This window comes from Stenotrophomonas chelatiphaga (assembly GCF_001431535.1).
Classification (GTDB): Bacteria; Pseudomonadota; Gammaproteobacteria; order Xanthomonadales; family Xanthomonadaceae; genus Stenotrophomonas; species Stenotrophomonas chelatiphaga.
In genome coordinates this window covers 19794-39583 of record NZ_LDJK01000055.1, presented here as the reverse complement: position 1 = coordinate 39583, position 19790 = coordinate 19794, and the positions used below count along the sequence as shown (strand labels likewise).

The 19790-nt window shown below is 66.7% G+C and carries 18 protein-coding genes; 3 read left to right on the top strand and 15 right to left on the bottom strand.

What is annotated here, in order from left to right; translation table 11 throughout:
* Positions 1 to 308: 308 nt before the first annotated feature.
* Positions 309 to 1070 (bottom strand): bifunctional demethylmenaquinone methyltransferase/2-methoxy-6-polyprenyl-1,4-benzoquinol methylase UbiE, encoded by a 762-nt coding sequence (ubiE, locus tag ABB28_RS12280; RefSeq protein ID WP_042615017.1) that lies wholly within the window; start codon positions 1068 to 1070, stop codon positions 309 to 311.
* Positions 1071 to 1147: 77 nt separating this feature from the next.
* On the opposite strand from ubiE, the gene ABB28_RS12275 reads away from it, so the two are divergent.
* Complete coding sequence (locus tag ABB28_RS12275; RefSeq protein WP_057508905.1) at positions 1148 to 1600, top strand: nucleoside deaminase; 453 nt, start codon at positions 1148 to 1150, stop codon at positions 1598 to 1600.
* Positions 1601 to 1774: 174 nt separating this feature from the next.
* A complete protein-coding gene (locus ABB28_RS12270) occupies positions 1775 to 2101 on the top strand; it encodes a hypothetical protein (protein ID WP_057508904.1) in 327 nt (108 codons plus the stop codon).
* A gap of 179 nt (positions 2102 to 2280) precedes the next feature.
* On the opposite strand, the gene ABB28_RS12265 is transcribed toward ABB28_RS12270, so the two are convergent.
* Genes ABB28_RS12265 through smeD form a run of 3 tightly spaced genes read right to left on the bottom strand, consistent with a single transcriptional unit; the run spans position 2281 to position 8042 of the window.
* Entirely contained in the window at positions 2281 to 3669 is a 1389-nt protein-coding gene (locus tag ABB28_RS12265) for an efflux transporter outer membrane subunit (protein WP_057508903.1), read from the bottom strand.
* Positions 3666 to 6812: a multidrug efflux RND transporter permease subunit SmeE gene (gene smeE / locus ABB28_RS12260; RefSeq protein ID WP_057508902.1), complete on the bottom strand. Its 3147-nt coding sequence runs from the start codon at positions 6810 to 6812 to the stop codon at positions 3666 to 3668. Before smeE ends, ABB28_RS12265 begins: the two co-directional genes overlap by 4 nt.
* Positions 6813 to 6824: 12 nt before the next feature.
* Positions 6825 to 8042, bottom strand: coding sequence for a multidrug efflux RND transporter periplasmic adaptor subunit SmeD (gene smeD, locus ABB28_RS12255; protein WP_057508901.1), 1218 nt, complete (start codon positions 8040 to 8042; stop codon positions 6825 to 6827).
* Positions 8043 to 8236: 194 nt separating this feature from the next.
* On the opposite strand from smeD, the gene ABB28_RS12250 reads away from it, so the two are divergent.
* Positions 8237 to 8887: a TetR family transcriptional regulator gene (locus tag ABB28_RS12250; RefSeq protein WP_057508900.1), complete on the top strand. Its 651-nt coding sequence runs from the start codon at positions 8237 to 8239 to the stop codon at positions 8885 to 8887.
* A 23-nt stretch (positions 8888 to 8910) separates the two neighbouring features.
* Here ABB28_RS12250 and ABB28_RS12245 read toward each other — a convergent pair whose 3' ends face one another.
* The 11 genes from ABB28_RS12245 to ABB28_RS12195 form a co-directional block, all read right to left on the bottom strand.
* On the bottom strand, positions 8911 to 11526 hold the full coding sequence (locus ABB28_RS12245; protein WP_057508899.1) for a fimbria/pilus outer membrane usher protein: 2616 nt from the start codon (positions 11524 to 11526) through the stop codon (positions 8911 to 8913).
* A 100-nt stretch (positions 11527 to 11626) separates the two neighbouring features.
* Positions 11627 to 12373: a fimbrial biogenesis chaperone gene (locus ABB28_RS12240; protein WP_057508898.1), complete on the bottom strand. Its 747-nt coding sequence runs from the start codon at positions 12371 to 12373 to the stop codon at positions 11627 to 11629.
* Between the two features lie 79 nt (positions 12374 to 12452).
* Complete coding sequence (locus ABB28_RS12235) at positions 12453 to 13004, bottom strand: fimbrial protein (protein WP_057508897.1); 552 nt, start codon at positions 13002 to 13004, stop codon at positions 12453 to 12455.
* A 265-nt stretch (positions 13005 to 13269) separates the two neighbouring features.
* The gene (locus ABB28_RS12230) at positions 13270 to 13800 is read right to left on the bottom strand and encodes a fimbrial protein (protein WP_057508896.1); all 531 of its coding nucleotides are present in this window, start codon (positions 13798 to 13800) and stop codon (positions 13270 to 13272) included.
* 350 nt (positions 13801 to 14150) lie between these two features.
* Positions 14151 to 15524 carry an ATP-dependent protease ATPase subunit HslU gene (gene hslU, locus ABB28_RS12225; RefSeq protein ID WP_057508895.1) on the bottom strand — a complete coding sequence of 458 codons (1374 nt, stop codon included), beginning with the start codon at positions 15522 to 15524 and terminating at the stop codon, positions 14151 to 14153.
* Between the two features lie 87 nt (positions 15525 to 15611).
* Complete coding sequence (gene hslV / locus ABB28_RS12220) at positions 15612 to 16163, bottom strand: ATP-dependent protease subunit HslV (RefSeq protein WP_057508894.1); 552 nt, start codon at positions 16161 to 16163, stop codon at positions 15612 to 15614.
* A 124-nt stretch (positions 16164 to 16287) separates the two neighbouring features.
* Positions 16288 to 17208, bottom strand: coding sequence for a tyrosine recombinase XerC (xerC, locus tag ABB28_RS12215; protein WP_057508893.1), 921 nt, complete (start codon positions 17206 to 17208; stop codon positions 16288 to 16290).
* Positions 17209 to 17216: 8 nt separating this feature from the next.
* The gene (locus ABB28_RS12210) at positions 17217 to 17888 is read right to left on the bottom strand and encodes a DUF484 family protein (protein ID WP_057508892.1); all 672 of its coding nucleotides are present in this window, start codon (positions 17886 to 17888) and stop codon (positions 17217 to 17219) included.
* Positions 17885 to 18697 carry a diaminopimelate epimerase gene (gene dapF, locus ABB28_RS12205; protein WP_152983468.1) on the bottom strand — a complete coding sequence of 271 codons (813 nt, stop codon included), beginning with the start codon at positions 18695 to 18697 and terminating at the stop codon, positions 17885 to 17887. The genes ABB28_RS12210 and dapF overlap by 4 nt, the downstream gene beginning before the upstream one ends.
* Before the next feature lie 106 nt (positions 18698 to 18803).
* On the bottom strand, positions 18804 to 19082 hold the full coding sequence (gene lptM, locus ABB28_RS12200; protein ID WP_057508890.1) for an LPS translocon maturation chaperone LptM: 279 nt from the start codon (positions 19080 to 19082) through the stop codon (positions 18804 to 18806).
* A 65-nt stretch (positions 19083 to 19147) separates the two neighbouring features.
* Positions 19148 to 19573, bottom strand: a complete 426-nt coding sequence (locus tag ABB28_RS12195) for a YbaN family protein (RefSeq protein WP_057508889.1) — start codon at positions 19571 to 19573, stop codon at positions 19148 to 19150.
* Between the last annotated feature and the right edge of the window lie 217 nt (positions 19574 to 19790).

Genomic DNA, 19790 nt, shown 5'->3' with positions numbered 1-19790 from the left:
TTTCGTATTTTGACTGTAGGTGACGATGCGAATTAGTTATGATTGTTTTATGTAAGGATGAGGGGACAACCGGGAGCAGCACGTAAGGCGTCGTCGGCAGCGTAAGATGTGTAGAAGAGGCAGGGTACCGGGGGCGGACAGCCGCGTGATGAAGAAAAAGAAAAGCGGTAGCGCCGAAGGCAGCAGCAGGAGCCGCCGCCAACGTCGCTTGCGACGGCCCGCAGGGTGCAGGTCAGGACGACCGGCATAGCCATGCCCGGCGGGGATCGGCGGGCTCCCTGACGCCGAGCATGGCTCGGCGAGCCCCCTTACAGCTTGTAGCCGGAATGGATGGACACGATGCCGGCCGACAGGTTCTTGTAGTGGCAGCGTTCGAAGCCGGCCTCGCCCATCATCGCCTTCAGTTCTTCCTGCGGCGGGTGCTTGCGGATGCTCTCGGCCAGGTACTGGTAGCTGTCCGAATCGCGCGCGAACAGGCGGCCCAGCTTCGGCAGCACCTTGAACGAATGGAAGTCGTAGATCGGCTTGAACCAGTCCAGCGTGACTTCGGAGAACTCCAGCACGCGGGCCTGTCCGCCCACCTTCAGCACGCGGTGCATTTCGCGCAGCGCGGCATCCTTGTCGGTCACGTTGCGCAGGCCGAAGGCAATGGTCACCAGATCGAAGCTGGCATCCGGGAACGGCAGCGCCTCGGCATTGCACTGCACGTAATCCAGCCCGGCCACCAGGCCGCGGTTGGTCAGGCGGTCGCGGCCGACCGACAGCATGCCGGCATTGATGTCGCCGACCACGACGGCACCCTCGGCACCGACCCGCTCCTTCAGCAGGGCGGCGATGTCACCGGTACCGCCGGCGAGATCGAGCACGCGGTCACCCGGCTTCACCTGCGCGGTGGCTACGTAGTAGCGCTTCCACACCCGGTGCACGCCCAGGCTCATCAGGTCGTTCATCAGGTCGTAGTTGCGCGCGACCGAGGTGAAGACCTGGCCGACCAGCTTCTGCTTGTCCTTTGCATCGACATCGCGGAAGCCGAAATGGGTGGTTCCGGACTTGTAGGGGGATTCGCTCATGGGCTGATTATCGCACCGCGCGGGGCCGGCGGCACCCCCTGCCCTTATCATGGCTCCCTGACTTCACGGAGACCCACATGATCACCACGCCCGACTACCAGGCCCTGCTGCAGACCGCCATCGCCGAGGCCCGCCAGGGGCTTGCCGAGGGCGGCGTGCCGATCGGCGCAGCGCTCTACCACAATGATGGGCGCCTGCTCGGCTGTGGCCACAATCGTCGCGTACAGGAAGGTGACCCGTCCGTGCACGGCGAAACCGATGCGTTCCGCAAGGCCGGCCGCCAGCGCGGCTACAGGAACACCATCATGGTGACCACGCTGGCCCCGTGCTGGTACTGCAGCGGGCTGGTCCGACAGTTCAACATCGGTACCGTGGTGGTGGGCGAATCGCGCACTTTCCAGGGCGGCATCGACTGGCTGCGCGAGAGCGGCGTGAACGTGATCGATCTGGACAACCAGGAGTGCGTGGACCTGCTGGGCAACTTCATTGAACGCCACCCGGAGATCTGGGACGAAGACATCGGCGAATGAGTTTCCCTGAATACTTCAGCGCCAGCGTCGGAAAAACTACGTAGCGGCCTGCCGGATCGTTGGCGAAGAACGACAAGGCCACGCTGATTGCACGCAGCAATGACGCTGCGTGCACTGGCCGATAGCGATGATCGGGTCTCCCCCACCCCCCATCATCCATAAGAAGTCAGAGCCATGCGCGCAGATGCACCCAATGTCCCTCCGGTCATCGACGTGGAGGCAGAGCTGAATCACTGGCGCCAACGACATGCCGACGGCGCGATGGGGCCCGGCTCCTTCGGCCACTTCGTCCCGTGGATAAAGTTCGCCTGCGATTCGCTGATCACCCACCCGCGCGCCAGCAACGAGCAGCGCGAGGAAGCCTTCCAGACCCAGTACGCGCTGCAGATCATGCCGCGGCTGACCGAGGCGCAGGCGCGTGAGTTCATCGAGCAGGTGTGGGACCACGTCTACGTGTCGAGCATGATCCACAGCGCCGACCGGCCGCGGCTGATCGCCTGACGGACGCGACGCCGCGCCGCCAGCTCGGGGTAGCGCCGCGCCATGCCCGGCGAGCGCAGCGGCGGCATCGTGACGACCGACGGTCGTCACCCACCCATGCAGGAAGCTGACGGCCAGCGGCCGTCACTACCGCCGGTGCGGCCGTCACTACCTGGGTGCGGCCGTCATTACCCGATGGATCAGCTGCGTTCGCGCCAGCCGCCGCCCAGCACCTTGTACAGGGTGATGCGGTTGGACTGCTGCGCCAGCGCGGTCTGCAACTGGCTCTGCTGCGCGCTGTAGGCGGTGCGCCGTGCATCCAGCAGGGTGACGAAGCTGTCCAGCCCGGCGTCATAGCGCGCCTGGGACAACTGCTCGGCCTGCGTGGCGGCCGCCAGCAACGCCTGCTGCGACGCCGCCTGCGCGTCCAGGCTGGTGCTCAACGCCAACGCGTCGGCGGTTTCGCGGAAGCCCACCTGGATCGACTTTTCGTACTCGGCCAGGGCGATGTCACGGTCTGCATTGGCCACCGCCAGTCCCGCACGCAGCTTGCCGCCCTGGAAGATCGGCAGGCTGATGGTGGGCAGGAAACTCCACACCCGCGTGCCGCTGTCGAACAGGCCGGACAACTCGGTCGAACTGCTGCCCAGCGTGCCGGTCAGCCGGATGCTGGGGAAGAACGCCGCACGTGCAGCGCCGATGTTGGCGTTGCCCGCCAACAGGGTGTGCTCGGCCGCCATGATGTCCGGGCGGCGCAGCAGCACGTCACTGGGCAGGTCGGCCGGCGGCGGCGCCAGCGCCAGCAGCTGCAGGTCGTTGTTGCCGGCCGGCAACAGTGCCTCGTCCACCGGGCCGCCGATCAGCAGCGCCAGCGCATTGCGGTCCTGCTGCAGCTGGCCGCGCAGCCGCGCGGCATCGGTGCGCGCGGTTTCCACCAGCGTTCGTGTCTGTGCCAGCTCCAAGGCCGAACTGCCGCCGCGTTCGAAACGCGCCTGTGCCAGCCGCAGCGAATCTTCATGGCTGGCCAGGGTCGCCTCGGAAATCCGCAGCAGCTCGCTGTCCGCACCGAAGGTGAGCCACGCCGTGGCGGTTTCCGCGACCAGGCTGAGCTGCGCATTGCGGCGGTTGGCGGCCACCGCGAAGTACTGCTGCAGCGCCGCTTCGCTGAGGTTGCGCACGCGCCCGAACAGATCCAGTTCGAACTCCGTCACCCCCAACCCCGCGGTGAACTGTTCGTTCACCGGCAGGTCGCCGCCGGTGCGCTCCATCTGGCCCTGCACGTTAAGCGCAGGCACGCGGTCGGCGCGCTGGATGCGGTACTGGCCGCGCGCGCGTTCGACGTTGAGCACGGCCACGCGCAGGTCGCGGTTGTTGGCCAGGCCCTGCTCGATCACCTGCTGCAGGCGCGGATCGGTGAAGTAATCACGCCAGCCCAGTTCGGCAGCATCCGTGGGCCGGCCCTGGCCCGCCTCGGCCGGCCACTGCACGGGAATGGACGGTGCCACGTCAGTGTGGCCCGGGACCAGGGTGGCACAGCCACCCAGCCCGAGGCTGGCGATCAGCGCCAGCAGCAACGGGGTCTTGTTCATGGGGTATCACTCGACTTTGCTGCATCGCGCAGCTTGCGGTTGAACAGCTTCTGCACCACCACGAAGAACAGCGGGATGAAGAACACGCCCAGCAGGGTGCCGGCCAGCATGCCGCCCAGCACGCCGGTACCGATGGCGCGCTGCGCACCGGAACCTGCGCCGGAGGCGATCGCCAGCGGCAGCACGCCCAGGCCGAAGGCCAGCGAGGTCATGATGATCGGACGCAGGCGATCGCGTACCGCGTGCATCGTCGCTTCTATCAGCCCGGCGCCCTTTTCCAGATTCTCCTTGGCGAACTCCACGATCAGGATCGCGTTCTTCGATGTCAGGCCCACCGTGGTCAGCATCGCCACCTGGAAGTAGATGTCGCGCTCCAGGCCCATCAGCGTGTTGGCCAGCACCGCACCGAGGATGCCCAGCGGGGCCACCAGCAGCACCGACGTCGGCACGCTCCAGCTTTCATACAGCGCGGCCAGGCACAGGAACACGATCAGCAGCGACAGCGAGTACAGCAGCGGCGTCTGCGAGCCGGCCTGGCGCTCCTGGTAGGACAACGCGGTCCATTCGATCTCATAGCCCGGCGGCAGGTCCTTGGCGATGCGCTCGATCTCGTTCATGGCATCGCCCGATGCCACGCCGGTCGCCGGCTCGCCCTGGATTTCCATCGCCGACACACCGTTGTAGCGTTCCAGGCGCGGCGAACCGAAGTCCCAGCGCTTGGAAGCGAAGGCACTGAACGGCACCATCTCGCCGGCACTGTTCTTCACTGACCACACGTTGAAGTCATCCGGGTTCATGCGGAAGTCCGCATCGGACTGCACGTACACGCGCTTGACCCGGCCGCGGTCGATGAAGTCATCGATGTAGCTGCTGCCCCACGCGGTAGCCAGCGTGTTGTTGATCGAGGTCATGTTCAGGCCAAGCGCATTGGCCTTTTCCACGTCCACGTCGATGCGCAGCTGCGGGGTATCTTCCTGGCCGTTCGGGCGCACGTTGGCCAGCAGCTTGCTCTGCCCGGCGGCACCCAGCAGCTGGTTGCGCGCGTTGAGCAGGGCCTCGTGCCCCTGCCCACTGTTGTCCTTCAGGAAGAAGGTGTAGCCCGAGCCGATGCCCAGTTCCGGCATCGCCGGCGGCGGGAAGGCGAAGATGAAGGCATCCTTGATGCCGCTCAGTGCGCCCATCGCACGGCCGGTGACGGCTTCCACGCTCTGCTCGGCATCACGGTCCTTCCAGTCCTTCAGCTTGACGAAGGCCATGCCGGCGTTCTGGCCCATGCCGGCGAAGCTGAAGCCCTGGATGGCGAAGATCGATTCGATCGCTTCGCCCTCGTTTTCAAGGAAATGGTTTTCCAGCTTGGCCATCGCCTCCAGCGTGCGCTCCTGGGTGGAACCCACCGGGGTCTGCACCAGCGCCATCATGATGCCCTGGTCTTCATTGGGCAGGAACGAACTGGGCAGGCGCATGAACAGCAGCACCATCACCACCGACAGCGCCGCGAACACGCCCATGAATCGCCACGGGCGGGAAATGATGCCCTTGACGCCGCGCTGGTACTTTTCACTGGACGCATCGAAGCCGCGGTTGAAGCCACCGAAGAAGCGGCCCGACCAGCCCTTGTGTGCAACGTGATGCTCGCCCTTCTTCAGCGGCTTGAGCATCGTGGCGCACAGTGCCGGGGTCAGCACGATCGCCACCAGCACCGACAACCCCATCGCCGAGACGATCGTCGCGGAGAACTGCCGGTAGATCACACCGGTGGCGCCGCCCATGAAGGCCATCGGCACGAAGACCGCCGACAGCACCAGGCCGATGCCCACCAGCGCGCCGGTGATCTGGGTCATTGATTTGCGCGTGGCCTCCAGCGGAGACAGGCCTTCTTCGGCCATGATCCGCTCCACGTTCTCCACCACCACGATGGCATCGTCGACCAGCAGGCCGATCGCCAGCACCATCGCGAACATGGTCAGCATGTTGACCGAGAACCCCAGCACCGACAGCACGCCGAAGGTGCCCAGCAGCACCACCGGGACGGCAATGGTCGGGATCAGGGTGGCGCGGAAGTTCTGCAGGAACAGGTACATCACCACGAACACCAGCACGATCGCCTCGATCAGGGTCTTGATAACGCCCTTGATCGACACCTGCACGAACGGGGTGGTGTCATACGGCACTACCGATTCCAGGCCGGCCGGGAAGGTCGCCTTCATGTCTTCCAGCGCCGCGCGCACGCCGTTGGCGGTATCCAGCGCATTGGCGCCGGTGGCCAGGGTGATGGCGATGCCGGTGGACGGCTTGCCGTTGTAACGGGTGACGAAATCGTAGCTTTCGGCGCCCAGTTCCACGCGGGCCACGTCGCCCAGCCGCAGCTCGCTGCCGTCGGTGCCGCCACGCACCAGGATGTTGCGGAACTGTTCCGGGGTCTGCAGGCGGTCCTGCGCATTGATGGTGGCATTGAGCTGCTGGCCCTTCACCGACGGTGCCCCGCCGAGCTGGCCGATCGCCACCTGTGCGTTCTGCGCAGTGATCGCCGTGGTGACTTCATCCACCGACAGCTTGTAGGTGTGCAGCTTGTTCGGGTCCAGCCAGATGCGCATGGCGTACTTGCCGCCGAACACCTGGATGTTGCCCACGCCCGGCACGCGGCTGAGCGGATCGACGACATTGGAGCCCACGAAATCGGAGATGTCGTTGGCGTCCATGCTGTTGTCATTGGACACAAAGCCCAGCACCTGCAGGAAACCGCTGCTGGACTTGGCCACGTTGATGCCCTGCCGCTGCACTTCCTGCGGCAGCAGCGGCATGGCCAGCTGCAGTTTGTTCTGCACCTGCACCTGGGCGATGTCCGGGTTGGTGCCTGATTCAAAGGTCAGGGTGATGGTGGCCTGGCCGTTGGCCGAACTGTTCGACGAGAAGTAGATCAGCCCGTCGAGGCCCTTCATGTTCTGCTCGATGATCTGGGTCACCGAGTCCTCGACCACCTTGGCCGAAGCGCCCGGATAGGTGGCGGAGATCTCGACGGCGGGCGGGGCCACTTCCGGGTACATCGACACCGGCAAGGTGGTCACCGCCAAGGCGCCGGCGAGCATGATGATGATCGCGATCACCCACGCGAAGATGGGTCGATCAATGAAGAAACGTGCCATGGAATTCTCCGCTTACTGCGCGTCGGTGCCGGCCGGAGCCTGGGCGGGTGCGGCGGCGTCGGCCGGCGCGGCGGCCGGGGTGGCGGCCGGCGTGGCCGGTTCGCTGCCCTTCTCGGTGGCCTGCACCGGCATGTCCGGCGCGATCTTCTGCAGCCCTTCCACGATCACCTTGTCGCCGGCCTGCAGGCCGTCTTCCACCAGCCACTTGTCACCCAGTGCGCGGCTCACCTTGACCGGGCGCACTTCCACCTTGCCGTCCTTGTTGACCACCATCGCGCTGGTATCGCCCTTGGCATCGCGTGCGATGCCCTGCATCGGCACCAGCAGCGCGCCATTGCGCACGCCGCCGCCGATCACCGCGCGCACGTACATGCCCGGCATCAGCACGCCTTCGGGGTTGGCGACCTTGACCCGCAGGCCGTAGCTGCCGGTGGTCGGGTCCACGCTCACTTCGGAAAACTCCAGCGTGCCCTGCTGGTCGAAGGTGCTGCCATCGTCCAGCAGGATGCTGACCGGCAGGGTCTGGTTGTCCTGCAGGCGGCCGGCGGCCAGTTCGCGGCGCAACTGCAGCAGCTCGGCGGCGGACTGGGTCAGGTCGACGTAGATCGGGTCCAGCTGCTGCACGGTGGCCAGCGCTTCGGTCTGGGCGGCGCTGACCAGCGCGCCCTGGGTGACCGATGACTTGCCGATGCGGCCGCTGATCGGGGCGGTGATGCGCGCGTAACCCAGCGTCACGTTGGCCGCATCCAGCGATGCCCTCGCGGCGCCTACATCGGCTTCGGCCTGCTTCTGCGCGGCGATCGCGTTTTCCAGGTCCTGCTTGCTGACCGCATCCACTTTGGCCAGCTCCGTGATGCGCGCCGCGCTCAACTTCGATGCATTGGCGGTGGCCTCGGCCCGGGCCAGCTGGGCACGTGCATTGTTGGACTGCGCGCGGTAGCTGGCGTCATCGATCTGGTACAGCGGCTGCCCTTCGGTCACCAGGCTGCCTTCGGTGAACAGCCGCTTGCCGACGATGCCATTGACCTGTGGCCGCACTTCGGCGACCAGGAACGCGGTGGTGCGGCCGGGCAGTTCGCGGGTCAGCGACACCGATTCGGCCTTCAGGGTCACCACGGTGACCTGGCCGGGGCCCTGCTGTTGCGGCTGGTCATCGCCACCGCCGCAGGCGGCCACGGTCGCGGCAACAGCCAACGACAAGGCAAGGGGACGAATACGGGACAGGAGCATGGGGGAGGGTCTCGATGGCGGGAGTTCGGTAGCGGTAGCGCCGAGCCTTGCTCGGCGGCAGTTCGGCAGCCGCGCGCCCGCCCCGTTCCAGAGGCGGCCAATAGCGACGGCAATCATGGGCAGGAAATATACATACATGACTGTTTGTTTGTAAAGCGCTATGATTCATTGACTTTTCACCCAAATCCTGAGCAATGGCCCGAAAGACCAAAGAGGAAACCCAGGCGACCCGCGAAGGGATCCTCGACGCCGCCGAATCCTGCTTCCATGAGCACGGGGTGGCCCGCACCACGCTGGAAATGATCGGTGCGCGTGCCGGCTACACCCGCGGCGCGGTGTACTGGCACTTCAAGAACAAGATCGACGTACTGGCCGCGGTGATCGAGCGCGTGCGCCTGCCCTTCATGCAGGAACTCGACCGCGCCGCCACCGAGTCGCGCGACACCCCCGTGCTGGATCTGCGTTCGGTGATCCTGGGGTCGTTGATCGACCTGGCGCAGGACGAGCGGCTGCGCAATACCATGGAGATCATGCTGCGCAGTGATTCATCGGCGGACAGCAAGGTGCTGGCGGACCTGCAGCAGGAAGGGTTCCGCGATGGGCTGGAGCGGATGGCGCGCGCGCTGCGCCGGGCCGGGCAACTGGGCCAGCTAAAGCCCGGCGCGAATCCCGAAGTGGCCGCGCGGATGCTGCACGCCACGGTACTGGGCGTGCTGCACGGGGCAATGGTGGAACCGGACCTGATGGACATCCGCCGCGATGGGATGCTGGCGCTGGACATGACGCTGGCGGCGTATGTCAAAGAAGGCGTCTTCGAGGCAGGCAGCGCGCCGACGCCGCTGTAGCCGCGACGGCGGCAGCGCGATGCTTACCGGGATCCGACCTGCGAAGCGTCGGCACCCGCCCCTGCCGCCATGGTCGAGGGCGCCGCGCAGTTGGCGGTGATCAGCTCACCGCTGTTGCCCGCAGGCACGCTGTAGGCGATCACGCACTGCTGGGCGCCATTGGCCCCCAGGCGCACGGTCAAGCGGCCCGTTTGTTCGATGCCGCGCACCCACAGGCGGCTGGCCTGGCCGACCACGCCCACCACGTCGCCTGCTTCGTTGTAGACATCCAGGCCGAAACGCAATGCCTGTCCATCGGCCTGGTACGCTTCGATCAATGCGCTGCGCCCGTTGCTGGTGGGCACCACCAGCTTGACCACCGCGCCGGCCGTCGGCACGCCGATGACGGAGGTGGTCTTGAGTTCCACGTCCAACGGCAAGCCCTTCGGGTCCACCGTCACTTCATTGCGGCGGAACGGGGTCATGTAAGGGACCACGGCGTAGCCCTTCGCATTGGTCTTGACGCCTACGGTGCTGTCCAGCGCCGCGCCCGCTGCATCGGGCACCTGCACCAGCGCGATGGTGTCGCCGAGCTGCTGGGCGAACACCACGCCATCGCCATGCAGCACGACGCCACCGGTCGCCCCCAGGCTCAGCCCACGGCTGGCGGAGGCGTGGTTGTAGCCGGCATTGAGCGTGGCCACCGAAGTCTGGTAGCTGACGCCGGCATCGACGTTCGCCCCCGCGCCGCTGTAGCGGCTGATAGACGCGTTGTAACCCCCCTGGCGACGCTCGCCGAACGTGCCGGTGACGCCGGCGCGTTCGTCGTCACGACCATCGCTCCTGCGGTTCACCGCGGTGACCAGGCGCGGCGCGCTGCTGCGCGTTCCGAGCGGCACGGTCACGTTCAGATGGAAACTGTTGCCTTCGCGCGCTGCGCCGCCGCCCAGGCTGCGTTCCAGGCTGCGCTGCGCCGACAGGCTGTAGCTGGCAGGGCCCAGCCGGTCGGAGTAGCCCACCGAGAAATTCGTGCGACGCTGGTCCTGGCCCCAGTAATCCACGCTGCTGGCGCTGGCATACAGCGACGCCGCACCGTCACCCAGGCCCTGGTTGAGATTGATGTCCAGGCGCGAGCGCTGGCGTGCGAACAAGCGCCCGCCTTCACCATCGGCCATCTGCTGGCGCAGGCGCGCCGCATCTGGCAGCGACAGATACCCCTGGGTCGAGAAGCGATACGCGGCCATCGACAGATTGGTGCCGGTCGCCGGAATATCCTTGCTGAATGCCAGCCGGTACGACTGACCCTGCATGCGCGACTCCGACGCCGGCAAGGTGCCACGCAGCTGCGTACGGGCCACCGTGACATCGCCGGAAAACGCACCGAAGCGGGTATTCAGCGCGCCGCCGATCAGGCCGGCCGCATAGCCATCACTGGCGGTGACACCACCAAACCCGGTGAAGCGGTTGCTGATGCCCTTGCGCAGGGTGGCTTCCAGCAACGTCGGTGTATCGCGCAGCCACGCATCGTCCAGCGTGCCCACGGTGACGTTGAAGCGGTGCTGGCCAGCGCGCAACAGCTGCGGCACGGAAGCAAACGGCACCACGAAACGCTGCACGCGACCATCGTTTTCGATGACTTCCACATCCAGGTCGCCGGCATAGGCGGTTCCGTACAGGTCGTTGATTTCGAACGGACCGGCCGCCACGTTGGTCTGGTAAAGCACCGCATCGCGCTGGCGGATCACCACCCGCGCGTTGGTCTGTGCCACGCCGCGCACCGTGGGTGCATAGTCACGCTGCGATTCCGGCAGCATGCGCGGGTCGGTGGCCACGCTGATGCCGCGGAAGCTGACCCCATCGAACAGGTCCCCGTTGGTGCTGGCCTCGCCCACGGTCAGCTCGGTGCCCAGCGATGCGATCGAACGCTGGGCGTAGCTGCGCCCCGCGCGATACGACGTGCCGCGCCCGCTGGCCTGCGACAGATAGCCATCATGGCGCACGCGCCAGGCCCCCAGGTTGATGCCGGCGTTGAGCATCGCGCTGGTCGACTGCAGCTGGTAGCCGCGGGTCTGGATGCGCTGGTGGCTGATGGAATAGCCCAGCATCGCCGCGCTGATGCCGTCGTCCCACAGTTCCGGGCTGACCCAGCCACGCGGATCGCGCGACAGGTAGGCCTGCGGGATGCTGACCTCCAGCGCCAGCTCGCCGGCGTCGAAGCGTACGCTGGCCTGCGGGATGAACGTGGACAGGGGCTTACAGCTGACCGAAGCGGGCAACGGCTGCAGCTGGATCGGCTGGCCGTCGCCATCGGTGGCGCTGCCAGGCTGCGGCAGGCGTGCAGGGTCGACGCCGAGCACCGCAATCAGTTCCGGAGACAGGCACACCGCGGTCGAGCCGTTGTCCAACGCGCGCAGTTCCACCTCACGCCGCGCGACAACCACGCCATTGACCTTGATGTCGGCACTGTAGATGCCCGGCACATCCTCGCCGCTCTCGAACCGGCTCAGATCCAGCGCGCTGGCCTGCGAACCCTGCAGGAACTGCGCGTTGAACTCCACGTTGGGCGCCGCCAACGCGACGGCGGGAAACAAGGCACCCACCACGGCAAAGGCCAGGCGGCACGGCTTCGGCGCTGACGATGTCGGGCTGCGGAACAGCATGGCGGATCTCCAGGAAGGCATGCGGCGGCGACACCTGCCAGGGGCAGGCATCAGCCGATGTCGCGTCTATCGGGGGCGGAGCGGCGGCGGCCGCCGCGGCTCAGTTGCCGGACAGCGGCACGGACTGGCCGATGCTGGCGCCGTAGTCGTTGATGTACTCGAGCTGCACGTTGCCGCCACTCGGACGCGCGCGCAGGGTCTCCAGCGCATAGCGTTCGGTGGACTGCGGCGCGATCATCTGCGGGTCGATCGCAGGATGGTTGACGCCCTGCACGCGCAGGCCCAGCGTGCCGACATGCACGTAATAAGGGGTGGGATTGGTGGCCTGCAGGGCCCAGCCCTTCGCGTCCGGCACCAGGCTCCACTGCAGCTTCTGCGGCGCCGTGCCGGCGTCGTCCAGTCCGCTGGGGCGGTAGATCAGCTTGATGCGCGTGCGCAGGCTGAACTGCAGGTAGTTGCCCGTGGCGATCTCGCCGCTCTGCGGTACCGGGGGAATATCCAGTACGTTGAGGTAATAGAGGCTTTCGCGGTCCTGCGGCAGGTCACCGCCGGTGAACAGGATGCGCAGCGATTGCGATTTGCCGCCGTCCAGCCGGAATACCGGCGGCCGCAGCACGAACGGGGTGACGCTCTCTTCCGGTGCGGCCAGCTTGTCGCCGTCGTCGGTCCACGCCTGGACCAGCGATGCCTTCTGGCCGACGTTTTCCACGCGCACGGTGATCTCGCGCTGGTTGCCGGGAAATATCTGACGGGTGCCGTGCACGATGACGCCCGCGTCGGCCGAAACACTGGCCAGCAGCGAGGCGACAGCTACACAGCAGAGGAGTCCGGTACGGATCAGGTTCATGACAGGTCACTCGTTGCGGGCCGCGGCCCGGGATGGCCGGGGCCCGAAGGCCCCGACCGGTGTTACGACAGCCGTTGGATTACTTGTAATCGATGGTGTAGCCGACGCTTGCGGCGACCGTACCGGCGCCGGCGGCGGCCGTGGTGCTGCGGTATTCGGCAGCGAAGTCGATCTGCTTGGTGGTCGACAGGTCGATTTCAGCCGAACGCCACGGGGTGGAGATGTTGATCGGGGCGTCGTTGGCGTCGCGCAGCGCGATCTGCACGTTGGTTGCACCACCAGCGCCCGCTGCCACGGTGTTGTCCAGGTAGCCGTTGGTCTGGTTGGCGTCGCGGTTCGGGTTCAGTTCGATCGCTGCATGGCCGGTGGTGCACTGCGCGTCGGAACCGCCGATCACCAGCGCAACGGCCTGCTTGCCAGCCGTGGCACCGGCGGATGCCAGCGCACTGGTCGGCACGGTCGGCAGGGTCACGATCGGATCGGTGGCGGTGCCGCCGCTGCCCGGCCAGGTGATGGTGCAGGTGGTGGCGGTAATTTCGCCGTCGAAGGTGATGGTGCCGCTCTGTGCCGAAGCAGAGAAGGAGGCGCCAATGGCCAGGGCGGCCGACAGCGCGATAGCAAGCTTGTTCATGAAGGTAAAATCCTTTGTGATGGAGGTGTAGCCAGCTCGGCGGGATCCGGTTTGGCAGGATGTCGGCCGGAAGGACTGTCTCGTCCTTGACGCCTAATCTAGTAACCGAACTGCCTGCATTTAATAGGACGGGGATGAAAGGGGGGCACGGCGACGCCGGCAGGTCTGCAATGACAGCGCACTGCGTAGTGAGCTGCCATCGGACGCGTCCGAGGTGCGTCCTGTTCCCGTCGATGCCGTGCCGCGTACCGCCCGGCTCGGTGCATCAGGGATAGTTGAGGGTGTAGCGCAACGGGGCCTGGAAGGCGCCCGGTATGGCATCCTGGTTGTCGGCGTAGTACTCGGCGGAGAAGGTGAATTGCGCGCCGCCACCGCCTGAGGCAACCGGCCTCAGCACGGCGCCACCGGTCAGGTTGATCGTCGCATCCTGCGCATCGCGCAGGCCCACCACCGCGTTGGTGCCGCCGCCCACGCCGATGACCGCATTACGCAATCGACCGTTGAGCAGGTTCGCGGATCGGTCAGTGTTCAATGCAATCGCCAGACGATTGCTCGAACAGACCGGGTCGGCGCCACTGATCCGTACCACGACCGGGGTGCGGCCCCCGCTCTGTCCCGACAGCAGCGAACGTGTCGCGACCTTGGGCAGGGTAACGGTCGCATCATTGCCGACCACCCCGTCGAAGGAAACTTCACAGGTGACGGTCGAGACCGCGCCATTGAAGGTGATGTCGCCGCTCTGCGCCCGCGCGGCGCCGCTCGCGCCGAACAGGATGAGCGCAAGCGTGGCGGACAAGCGTGTTGATGCATGTCGCATGAAATGAGCTCCTTGTTTCGTCCAATGACCTTCGTACCCGGAAACTGCATGCCACCGGGAGGCCATCGTCGAGGAACGCGGGAGCAGGCAGACTAGGACGCGACGCAAGACGCGGCGCCTGCGGAAAATGTGCCGGATGCAATCACAGAAGCAGTGTGAGCAGGAGCACGTGTGGGCGCACATCCGGGATGACATCGAGGACAATCCGTCCCGACCACGTCACTGCGCTCTCGGGTAGCGCCGATCCAGGGTCGGCGAGCGCAGCGGACCGTCGCGCACGCCCGGCACGGCTGCATACGAAAAGGCCGCCTTTCGGCGGCCTTGCGGTATCAGAGAATGTAGCGGCTCAGGTCGGGATCCTTGACCAGCTCACCCAGGTGCTTGTCCACGTACGCCGTATCGATGTCGATGGTGTCGCCATCGCGATCGGGAGCCTCGTAGCTCAGCGAATCCAGCAGCCGCTCCAGCACCGTATGCAGGCGGCGGGCGCCGATGTTCTCCTGCCGCTCGTTGACCTGGAATGCAATCTCGGCCAGCCGGTCGATCGCATCCTCACTGAAGGCCACTTTCACGCCTTCGGTAGCCAGCAGCGCTTCGTACTGCTTGGTCAGTGCCGCCTTGGGTTCGGTCAGGATGCGGATGAAATCCTGCTTGCTCAGCGCGGTCAGTTCCACGCGGATCGGGAAGCGGCCCTGCAGCTCCGGGATCAGGTCGCTGGGCTTGGCCAGATGGAACGCGCCGGAGGCAATGAACAGGATGTGGTCGGTCTTGACCGTACCGTACTTGGTCGACACGTTGGACCCTTCCACCAACGGCAGCAGATCGCGCTGCACGCCCTCGCGCGACACATCGCCACCGCCCACGTTGTCACCGCGCTTGGCGACCTTGTCGATCTCGTCGATGAACACGATGCCGTGCTGCTCACACGCCTCGATGGCCGCGCTGCGCACGTCGTCTTCGTTGACCAGCTTGGCCGCTTCTTCTTCCTGCAGCAGCGGGCGCGCGGCCTTGATGGTCAGCGTGCGCTTGTTCGACTTGGCACCACCGAGGTTGGCGAACATCGACTTCAGCTGCTGGCCCATTTCCTCCATGCCCGGCGGAGTCATGATGTCCATGCTGACGTTGGCTGCGATCTCCAGCTCGATCTCGCGCTCGTCCAGCTCGCCATTGCGCAGCATGCGACGGAACTTGATGCGGGTCTCGTTGTCCTGCGAAGACGGCTCGTTACGCGCGGCTTCCGGGTCGAACCCGATGCCGCCGCTGCGACGCGGCAGCAGGGCATCGAGGATGCGGTCTTCGGCGCGTTCTTCGGCCTGGGTGCGCACGCGTACCTTGGCCTGCTCGCGGTACAGCTTGACCGCGGTATCGGCCAGGTCACGGATGATCTGCTCGACGTCCTTGCCGACGTAGCCGACCTCGGTGAAACGCGTGGCTTCCACCTTGACGAACGGCGCATTGGCCAGCGTCGCCAGGCGACGGGCGATTTCGGTCTTGCCGACACCGGTCGGGCCGATCATCAGGATGTTCTTCGGCATCACTTCGTCGCGCAGCTCGGCCGGCAACTGCATGCGGCGCCAGCGGTTGCGCAGCGCGATGGCCACCGCGCGCTTGGCATCGTGCTGGCCGACGATGTGGCGGTCCAGTTCCTGCACGATCTCGCGCGGGGTCATGGAAGCGGAAGTGTTCTCGAAATTCTTGGACATGGGGTGCTCACGAATGAGGATTGCCGACCGGGGCCGGCGCTACCGGAACGCGTGCCGACCGGAACCGGCACGGCGCGGGGCGGAGGTTCAGAGCTCTTCCACCACCACGTTGCGGTTGGTGTAGATGCAGATGTCGCCGGCAATCCCGATCGCCTCGCTGGCGATGCTGCGGGCATCCAGTTCGGTATGCGCCATCAGCGCGCGTGCGGCGGACAAGGCGTAAGAGCCACCGGAGCCGATGGCAATGATGCCGTCTTCCGGTTCGATCACATCACCGGTGCCGCTGATGATCAGCGAGGTCTCGCGGTCGGCGACGGCCAGCAGCGCTTCAAGCTTGCCCAGGCGGCGCTCGGTGCGCCAGTCCTTGGCCAGTTCGACGGCGGCACGCTGCAGCTGGCCGTGCTTTTCAAGCTTGGCCTCGAACAGTTCGAACAGGGTGAACGCATCGGCCGCCGCACCGGCGAAGCCGGCCAGCACCTGGCTGTCACGGCCCAGCCGGCGGACCTTGCGTGCATTGCCCTTCATCACGGTGTGGCCGAGGGTGACCTGGCCGTCGCCGGCGATGGCCACCTTGTCACCGCGGCGGACGCAGACGATGGTGGTGGCGTGGAAAACGGTGGGATTCTGGCTGGGGTCCATGTGGCCTCCGGTAAGCTGTGCGAAGGACATGGGGACAGCGCCGGCTGCCATCAAGCCGTGTTGGCAGGAAGCCGTTCATCCGACGGTCGCTGTCCCGCCCGCCGCTCCGTCACGACCCGTAGGGTCAAGCCGGACTGCCGTCCTCCGGTGATCCAGCGTCGGGCGAACGGTTGGGTTGGCGCTTGGCCCGCGGGTGCGCGGCGTCGTACACCTTGGCCAGGTGCTGGAAATCCAGGTGGGTATAGATCTGGGTGGTCGCGATGTCGGCATGGCCGAGCAGTTCCTGCACGCCGCGCAGGTCACCAGAGGATTCCAGGATGTGGCTGGCGAAGCTGTGCCGCAGCATGTGCGGGTGCACGTGCTTGAACAGGCCCTGGCGCTGCGCCAGCTGTTTGATCCGCACCTGTACCGCGCGTTGGCTGATGGGGCCGTTGCGCCCCGGGAAGACAGGCGCCGCGGGGGCACCGTTGGTTTCCGCACGCCAGGCTTCCAGCGCCTCGCGTGCGGGGCGACCGAACGGTACCCGGCGCTGCCGGTTGCCCTTGCCCAGCACGTTGACCAGCCCGCTGGCGAAATCCAGGTCGCGCCAGGTCAACGCGCACAGTTCGCTCAGTCGCAGGCCGGAGGAATAGAACAGCTCCAGCAGCGCGCGGTCGCGCCTTCCCAGTTCACCGTCGGGAGGCAGTTCGACCAACCGCACGGCCTCATCGGCGTCGAGCACCTGCGGCAGGCGCCGTGGTGCACGCGGGGCTTTCAGTCCCAAGGTGGGATCGACCTGCAGGCGGCCGTGCTTGAGCTGCCACGCGTAGTAGCCCCGGCAGGCCGAAAGACGCCGTTGCAGGCTCTTGGCCGACAGGCCGCGACGATGCTCATCGGCGACGAAGCTGCGCAGGTGTTCCCCGTCCAGCGCATCCACGCTGCGGTCGCGGGCTTCGGCCCAGCGCTGCAGCGCGTCCAGGTCACGCCGGTAGGCATCCAGCGTGTGCGCCGACATGCGGCGCTCGACCGTCATGTACTGCAGGAATGCCGGCACCGCATCGTTCATCCCGGCAGTCAGCCGAACCGCTGCAACGCAACAGCCAGCGATTCGCCCATCATGCGCAGGAACAGCGTGCCCATGCCCGGGTAGAACCGGTTGGGATCGTGGCTGCCCACGGCGATCAGGCCGACGCCGGGAAGCGGCAACAGCGCCGTGGTCTGGATCTCCTCGGCACGGCCGCCGTACAACACGGCATTCTTCTCCGGCTGCAGGCGGCCGCAGATCGGTTCGCCGTCTTTCAGGCAATCGCGGAACGGGCCCAGCAGCGGGCTGTCCGCAGCCAGCACCTGCAGCCACGGCGCCTGCTCCAGCCCGGCCACCGGCGTGTGCACGACCAGCCGCACCAGGTCGCCATCGAAATCTTCTTCCAGCGTCGCCGCCATCGCCCGCAGCGTATCGGCGGCGCTGTCCTGCTTCATCAGCGCGAGGGTCAGCTGGTGGGTACGCACGGCGAGGCGCTCGTTGATCTGCGCTGTGTGGCCCAGGTCGGCCAGTCGACGCGACAGTTCGCGGTTCTTGTCGCGCAGCACGTCCAGCTGGTAGCTGGCCAGCGATGCGGTGGGGCCGTCGTCGCGCGGCACCACCAGGGTGAGCGCCAGATCCGGGAACTGCTTCAGGAAGCCCGGATGCCGCCGCAGCCAGGCCGCAACCTCGTGACCGGCGAGCTTTTCAGAACTGTCACTCATGCATTCCACTCCCCTTCGAAGACGAATGCGCTGGGTCCGGACATCACCACCGGCTGGCCTTCACCGGCCCACTGGATGCGCAGTTCGCCCCCGGGAAGGCTGATCCGTGCATCCGGACCCAGGCGTCCGCGCTGCATCAGCGAAACCGCCGCCGCACACGCACCACTGCCGCAGGCCAGGGTCTCGCCGACGCCACGTTCGTACACCCGCAGGCGCGCATGGTCCGGTTCCAGCACCTGCGCAAAGCCCACGTTGACCGATTCGGGGAACGAGGCATGCTGCTGCAGCGAGGCGCCCAGGCGTTCCACCGGCGCCGCGTCGACCAGGCCGACTTCGATGACGGCATGCGGGTTGCCCATCGACACCGCACCAAAGCGCACGGTCTCCCCCTGCACGGGCAGCAGGTACTCATCGCGTGGGTGGGCGAAGCCGATCAGCGGAATCTGCGCGGGCTCGAATACCGGCACGCCCATTTCCACCGCAAAATGATCCTCGCCGAGCGTACGCACCGGATGCGTGGCCAGCGGGCTGTCGATGGCGAACTCGCTGTCGGCGGTATCGCCGTTGCGGACCAGCCAGGCGGCCACGCAGCGCGCGCCATTGCCACACTGCTGGGAGCTGCTGCCGTCCGAATTCCAGATCCGGTAGGACGCCACCGCCGTGGCTGACCGCGGGGGTTCGATGGTGATGATCTGGTCGCAGCCCACGCCGGTGTGGCGGTCGGCCAGGCGCGCGGCCAGCTGCGGCGAAGGCGGCGGCGTTCCATCGCGCAGGTCGATCATGATGAAATCGTTGCCGGCGCCGTGCATCTTGCTGAAACGCAGCGGGGCGCCGCGGGGGGGCTGACGGCCAGGCTGACGGCCAGCGGCCGTCACTACCGGCGCCTGCGCCGTCGTTGCCGGACGCTGTGTTGCCTCACTCATTGTTGTCGCCGGCGCCATCGTCGATCTGCGGCGTCACCGGGTCCGGCACGGTGCTGGGATTGCCTGCTCCGGTGTCCTGGGTGGCCGGGGGAGTGGCTGCGTCCTGGCTGGCATCATCGGCGGCCGGCACGTCGACCGGCTCGGCGACTTCTTCCACCGGCACCGGCTTCTGCGGCAGTACCAGCGGACCCTTGTTGCCACAGGCGCTGAGGAACAGCAGCGCGGACGCTGCCAGCGGAATCAGGATGAGGGTTCGGCGGGAATTGTTCATGCCCCGAGTGTAGCGCCGAGCCCCGCCCTGCGTCGCCCATCGCGCCCGCACTGCGACGGCTGGATTCACGCTTCAGCAGGGGGCAGCGGACGCAGCCACAACCACACGCACACCACCGTCATGCTGCCGATGGAGAACCACTTGACCCAGGCCACCGGCACGCACCAGAGCATGATGCCGGCGCAGACCGCCATGGTCAGCGTGGCCATCCATTTGCCATGGCGACTGACCGCGCCATGGGCCTGCCAGTCGCGGATCGCCGGGCCGAACCGCGGGTGGCCCAGCAGCCAGCCGTGCAGCCGTTCGGAACCGCGCGAAGCGGCCCAGGCAGAAATCAGGATGAACACGGTCGTCGGCAGGCCCGGCACGAAGATACCGACGATGCCGGTGCCCAGGCTGGCGTAGGCCAGCAGCCACCACGCCCACTTGAAGCGCGCCCGGCGCGCAGGCGCCGGGGCGTCAGGATCAGCAGGACGGTCAGGCGTGTTCATGCCGCAAGGATACCGGTAGTGACGGCCGCTGGCCGTCAAACCGGTTGGGCCGCTGGCCGTCGCCGTCGGTGGGTGACGACCGTTGGTCGTCGGTGGGTGACGACCGTTGGTCGTCACGCGCTTCGGCCGGGCACCGTGACGACCAACGGTCGTCACCCACCAGGGACCGTCACCCACTGGTGATCGGCACCCACCGGAGGCGGCATGACGGCCAGCG

What these genes read in the sequence shown, in the direction of transcription:
- ubiE (WP_042615017.1), bottom strand. Translation starts at nt 1,070, where the DNA reads ATGAGCGAATCCCCCTACAAGTCCGGAACCACCCATTTCGGCTTCCGC.
- ABB28_RS12275 (WP_057508905.1), top strand. Translation starts at nt 1,148, where the DNA reads ATGATCACCACGCCCGACTACCAGGCCCTGCTGCAGACCGCCATCGCC.
- ABB28_RS12270 (WP_057508904.1), top strand. Translation starts at nt 1,775, where the DNA reads ATGCGCGCAGATGCACCCAATGTCCCTCCGGTCATCGACGTGGAGGCA.
- ABB28_RS12265 (WP_057508903.1), bottom strand. Translation starts at nt 3,669, where the DNA reads ATGAACAAGACCCCGTTGCTGCTGGCGCTGATCGCCAGCCTCGGGCTG.
- smeE (WP_057508902.1), bottom strand. Translation starts at nt 6,812, where the DNA reads ATGGCACGTTTCTTCATTGATCGACCCATCTTCGCGTGGGTGATCGCG.
- smeD (WP_057508901.1), bottom strand. Translation starts at nt 8,042, where the DNA reads ATGCTCCTGTCCCGTATTCGTCCCCTTGCCTTGTCGTTGGCTGTTGCC.
- ABB28_RS12250 (WP_057508900.1), top strand. Translation starts at nt 8,237, where the DNA reads ATGGCCCGAAAGACCAAAGAGGAAACCCAGGCGACCCGCGAAGGGATC.
- ABB28_RS12245 (WP_057508899.1), bottom strand. Translation starts at nt 11,526, where the DNA reads ATGCTGTTCCGCAGCCCGACATCGTCAGCGCCGAAGCCGTGCCGCCTG.
- ABB28_RS12240 (WP_057508898.1), bottom strand. Translation starts at nt 12,373, where the DNA reads ATGAACCTGATCCGTACCGGACTCCTCTGCTGTGTAGCTGTCGCCTCG.
- ABB28_RS12235 (WP_057508897.1), bottom strand. Translation starts at nt 13,004, where the DNA reads ATGAACAAGCTTGCTATCGCGCTGTCGGCCGCCCTGGCCATTGGCGCC.
- hslU (WP_057508895.1), bottom strand. Translation starts at nt 15,524, where the DNA reads ATGTCCAAGAATTTCGAGAACACTTCCGCTTCCATGACCCCGCGCGAG.
- hslV (WP_057508894.1), bottom strand. Translation starts at nt 16,163, where the DNA reads ATGGACCCCAGCCAGAATCCCACCGTTTTCCACGCCACCACCATCGTC.
- xerC (WP_057508893.1), bottom strand. Translation starts at nt 17,208, where the DNA reads ATGAACGATGCGGTGCCGGCATTCCTGCAGTACATGACGGTCGAGCGC.
- ABB28_RS12210 (WP_057508892.1), bottom strand. Translation starts at nt 17,888, where the DNA reads ATGAGTGACAGTTCTGAAAAGCTCGCCGGTCACGAGGTTGCGGCCTGG.
- dapF (WP_152983468.1), bottom strand. Translation starts at nt 18,697, where the DNA reads ATGCACGGCGCCGGCAACGATTTCATCATGATCGACCTGCGCGATGGA.
- lptM (WP_057508890.1), bottom strand. Translation starts at nt 19,082, where the DNA reads ATGAACAATTCCCGCCGAACCCTCATCCTGATTCCGCTGGCAGCGTCC.
- ABB28_RS12195 (WP_057508889.1), bottom strand. Translation starts at nt 19,573, where the DNA reads ATGAACACGCCTGACCGTCCTGCTGATCCTGACGCCCCGGCGCCTGCG.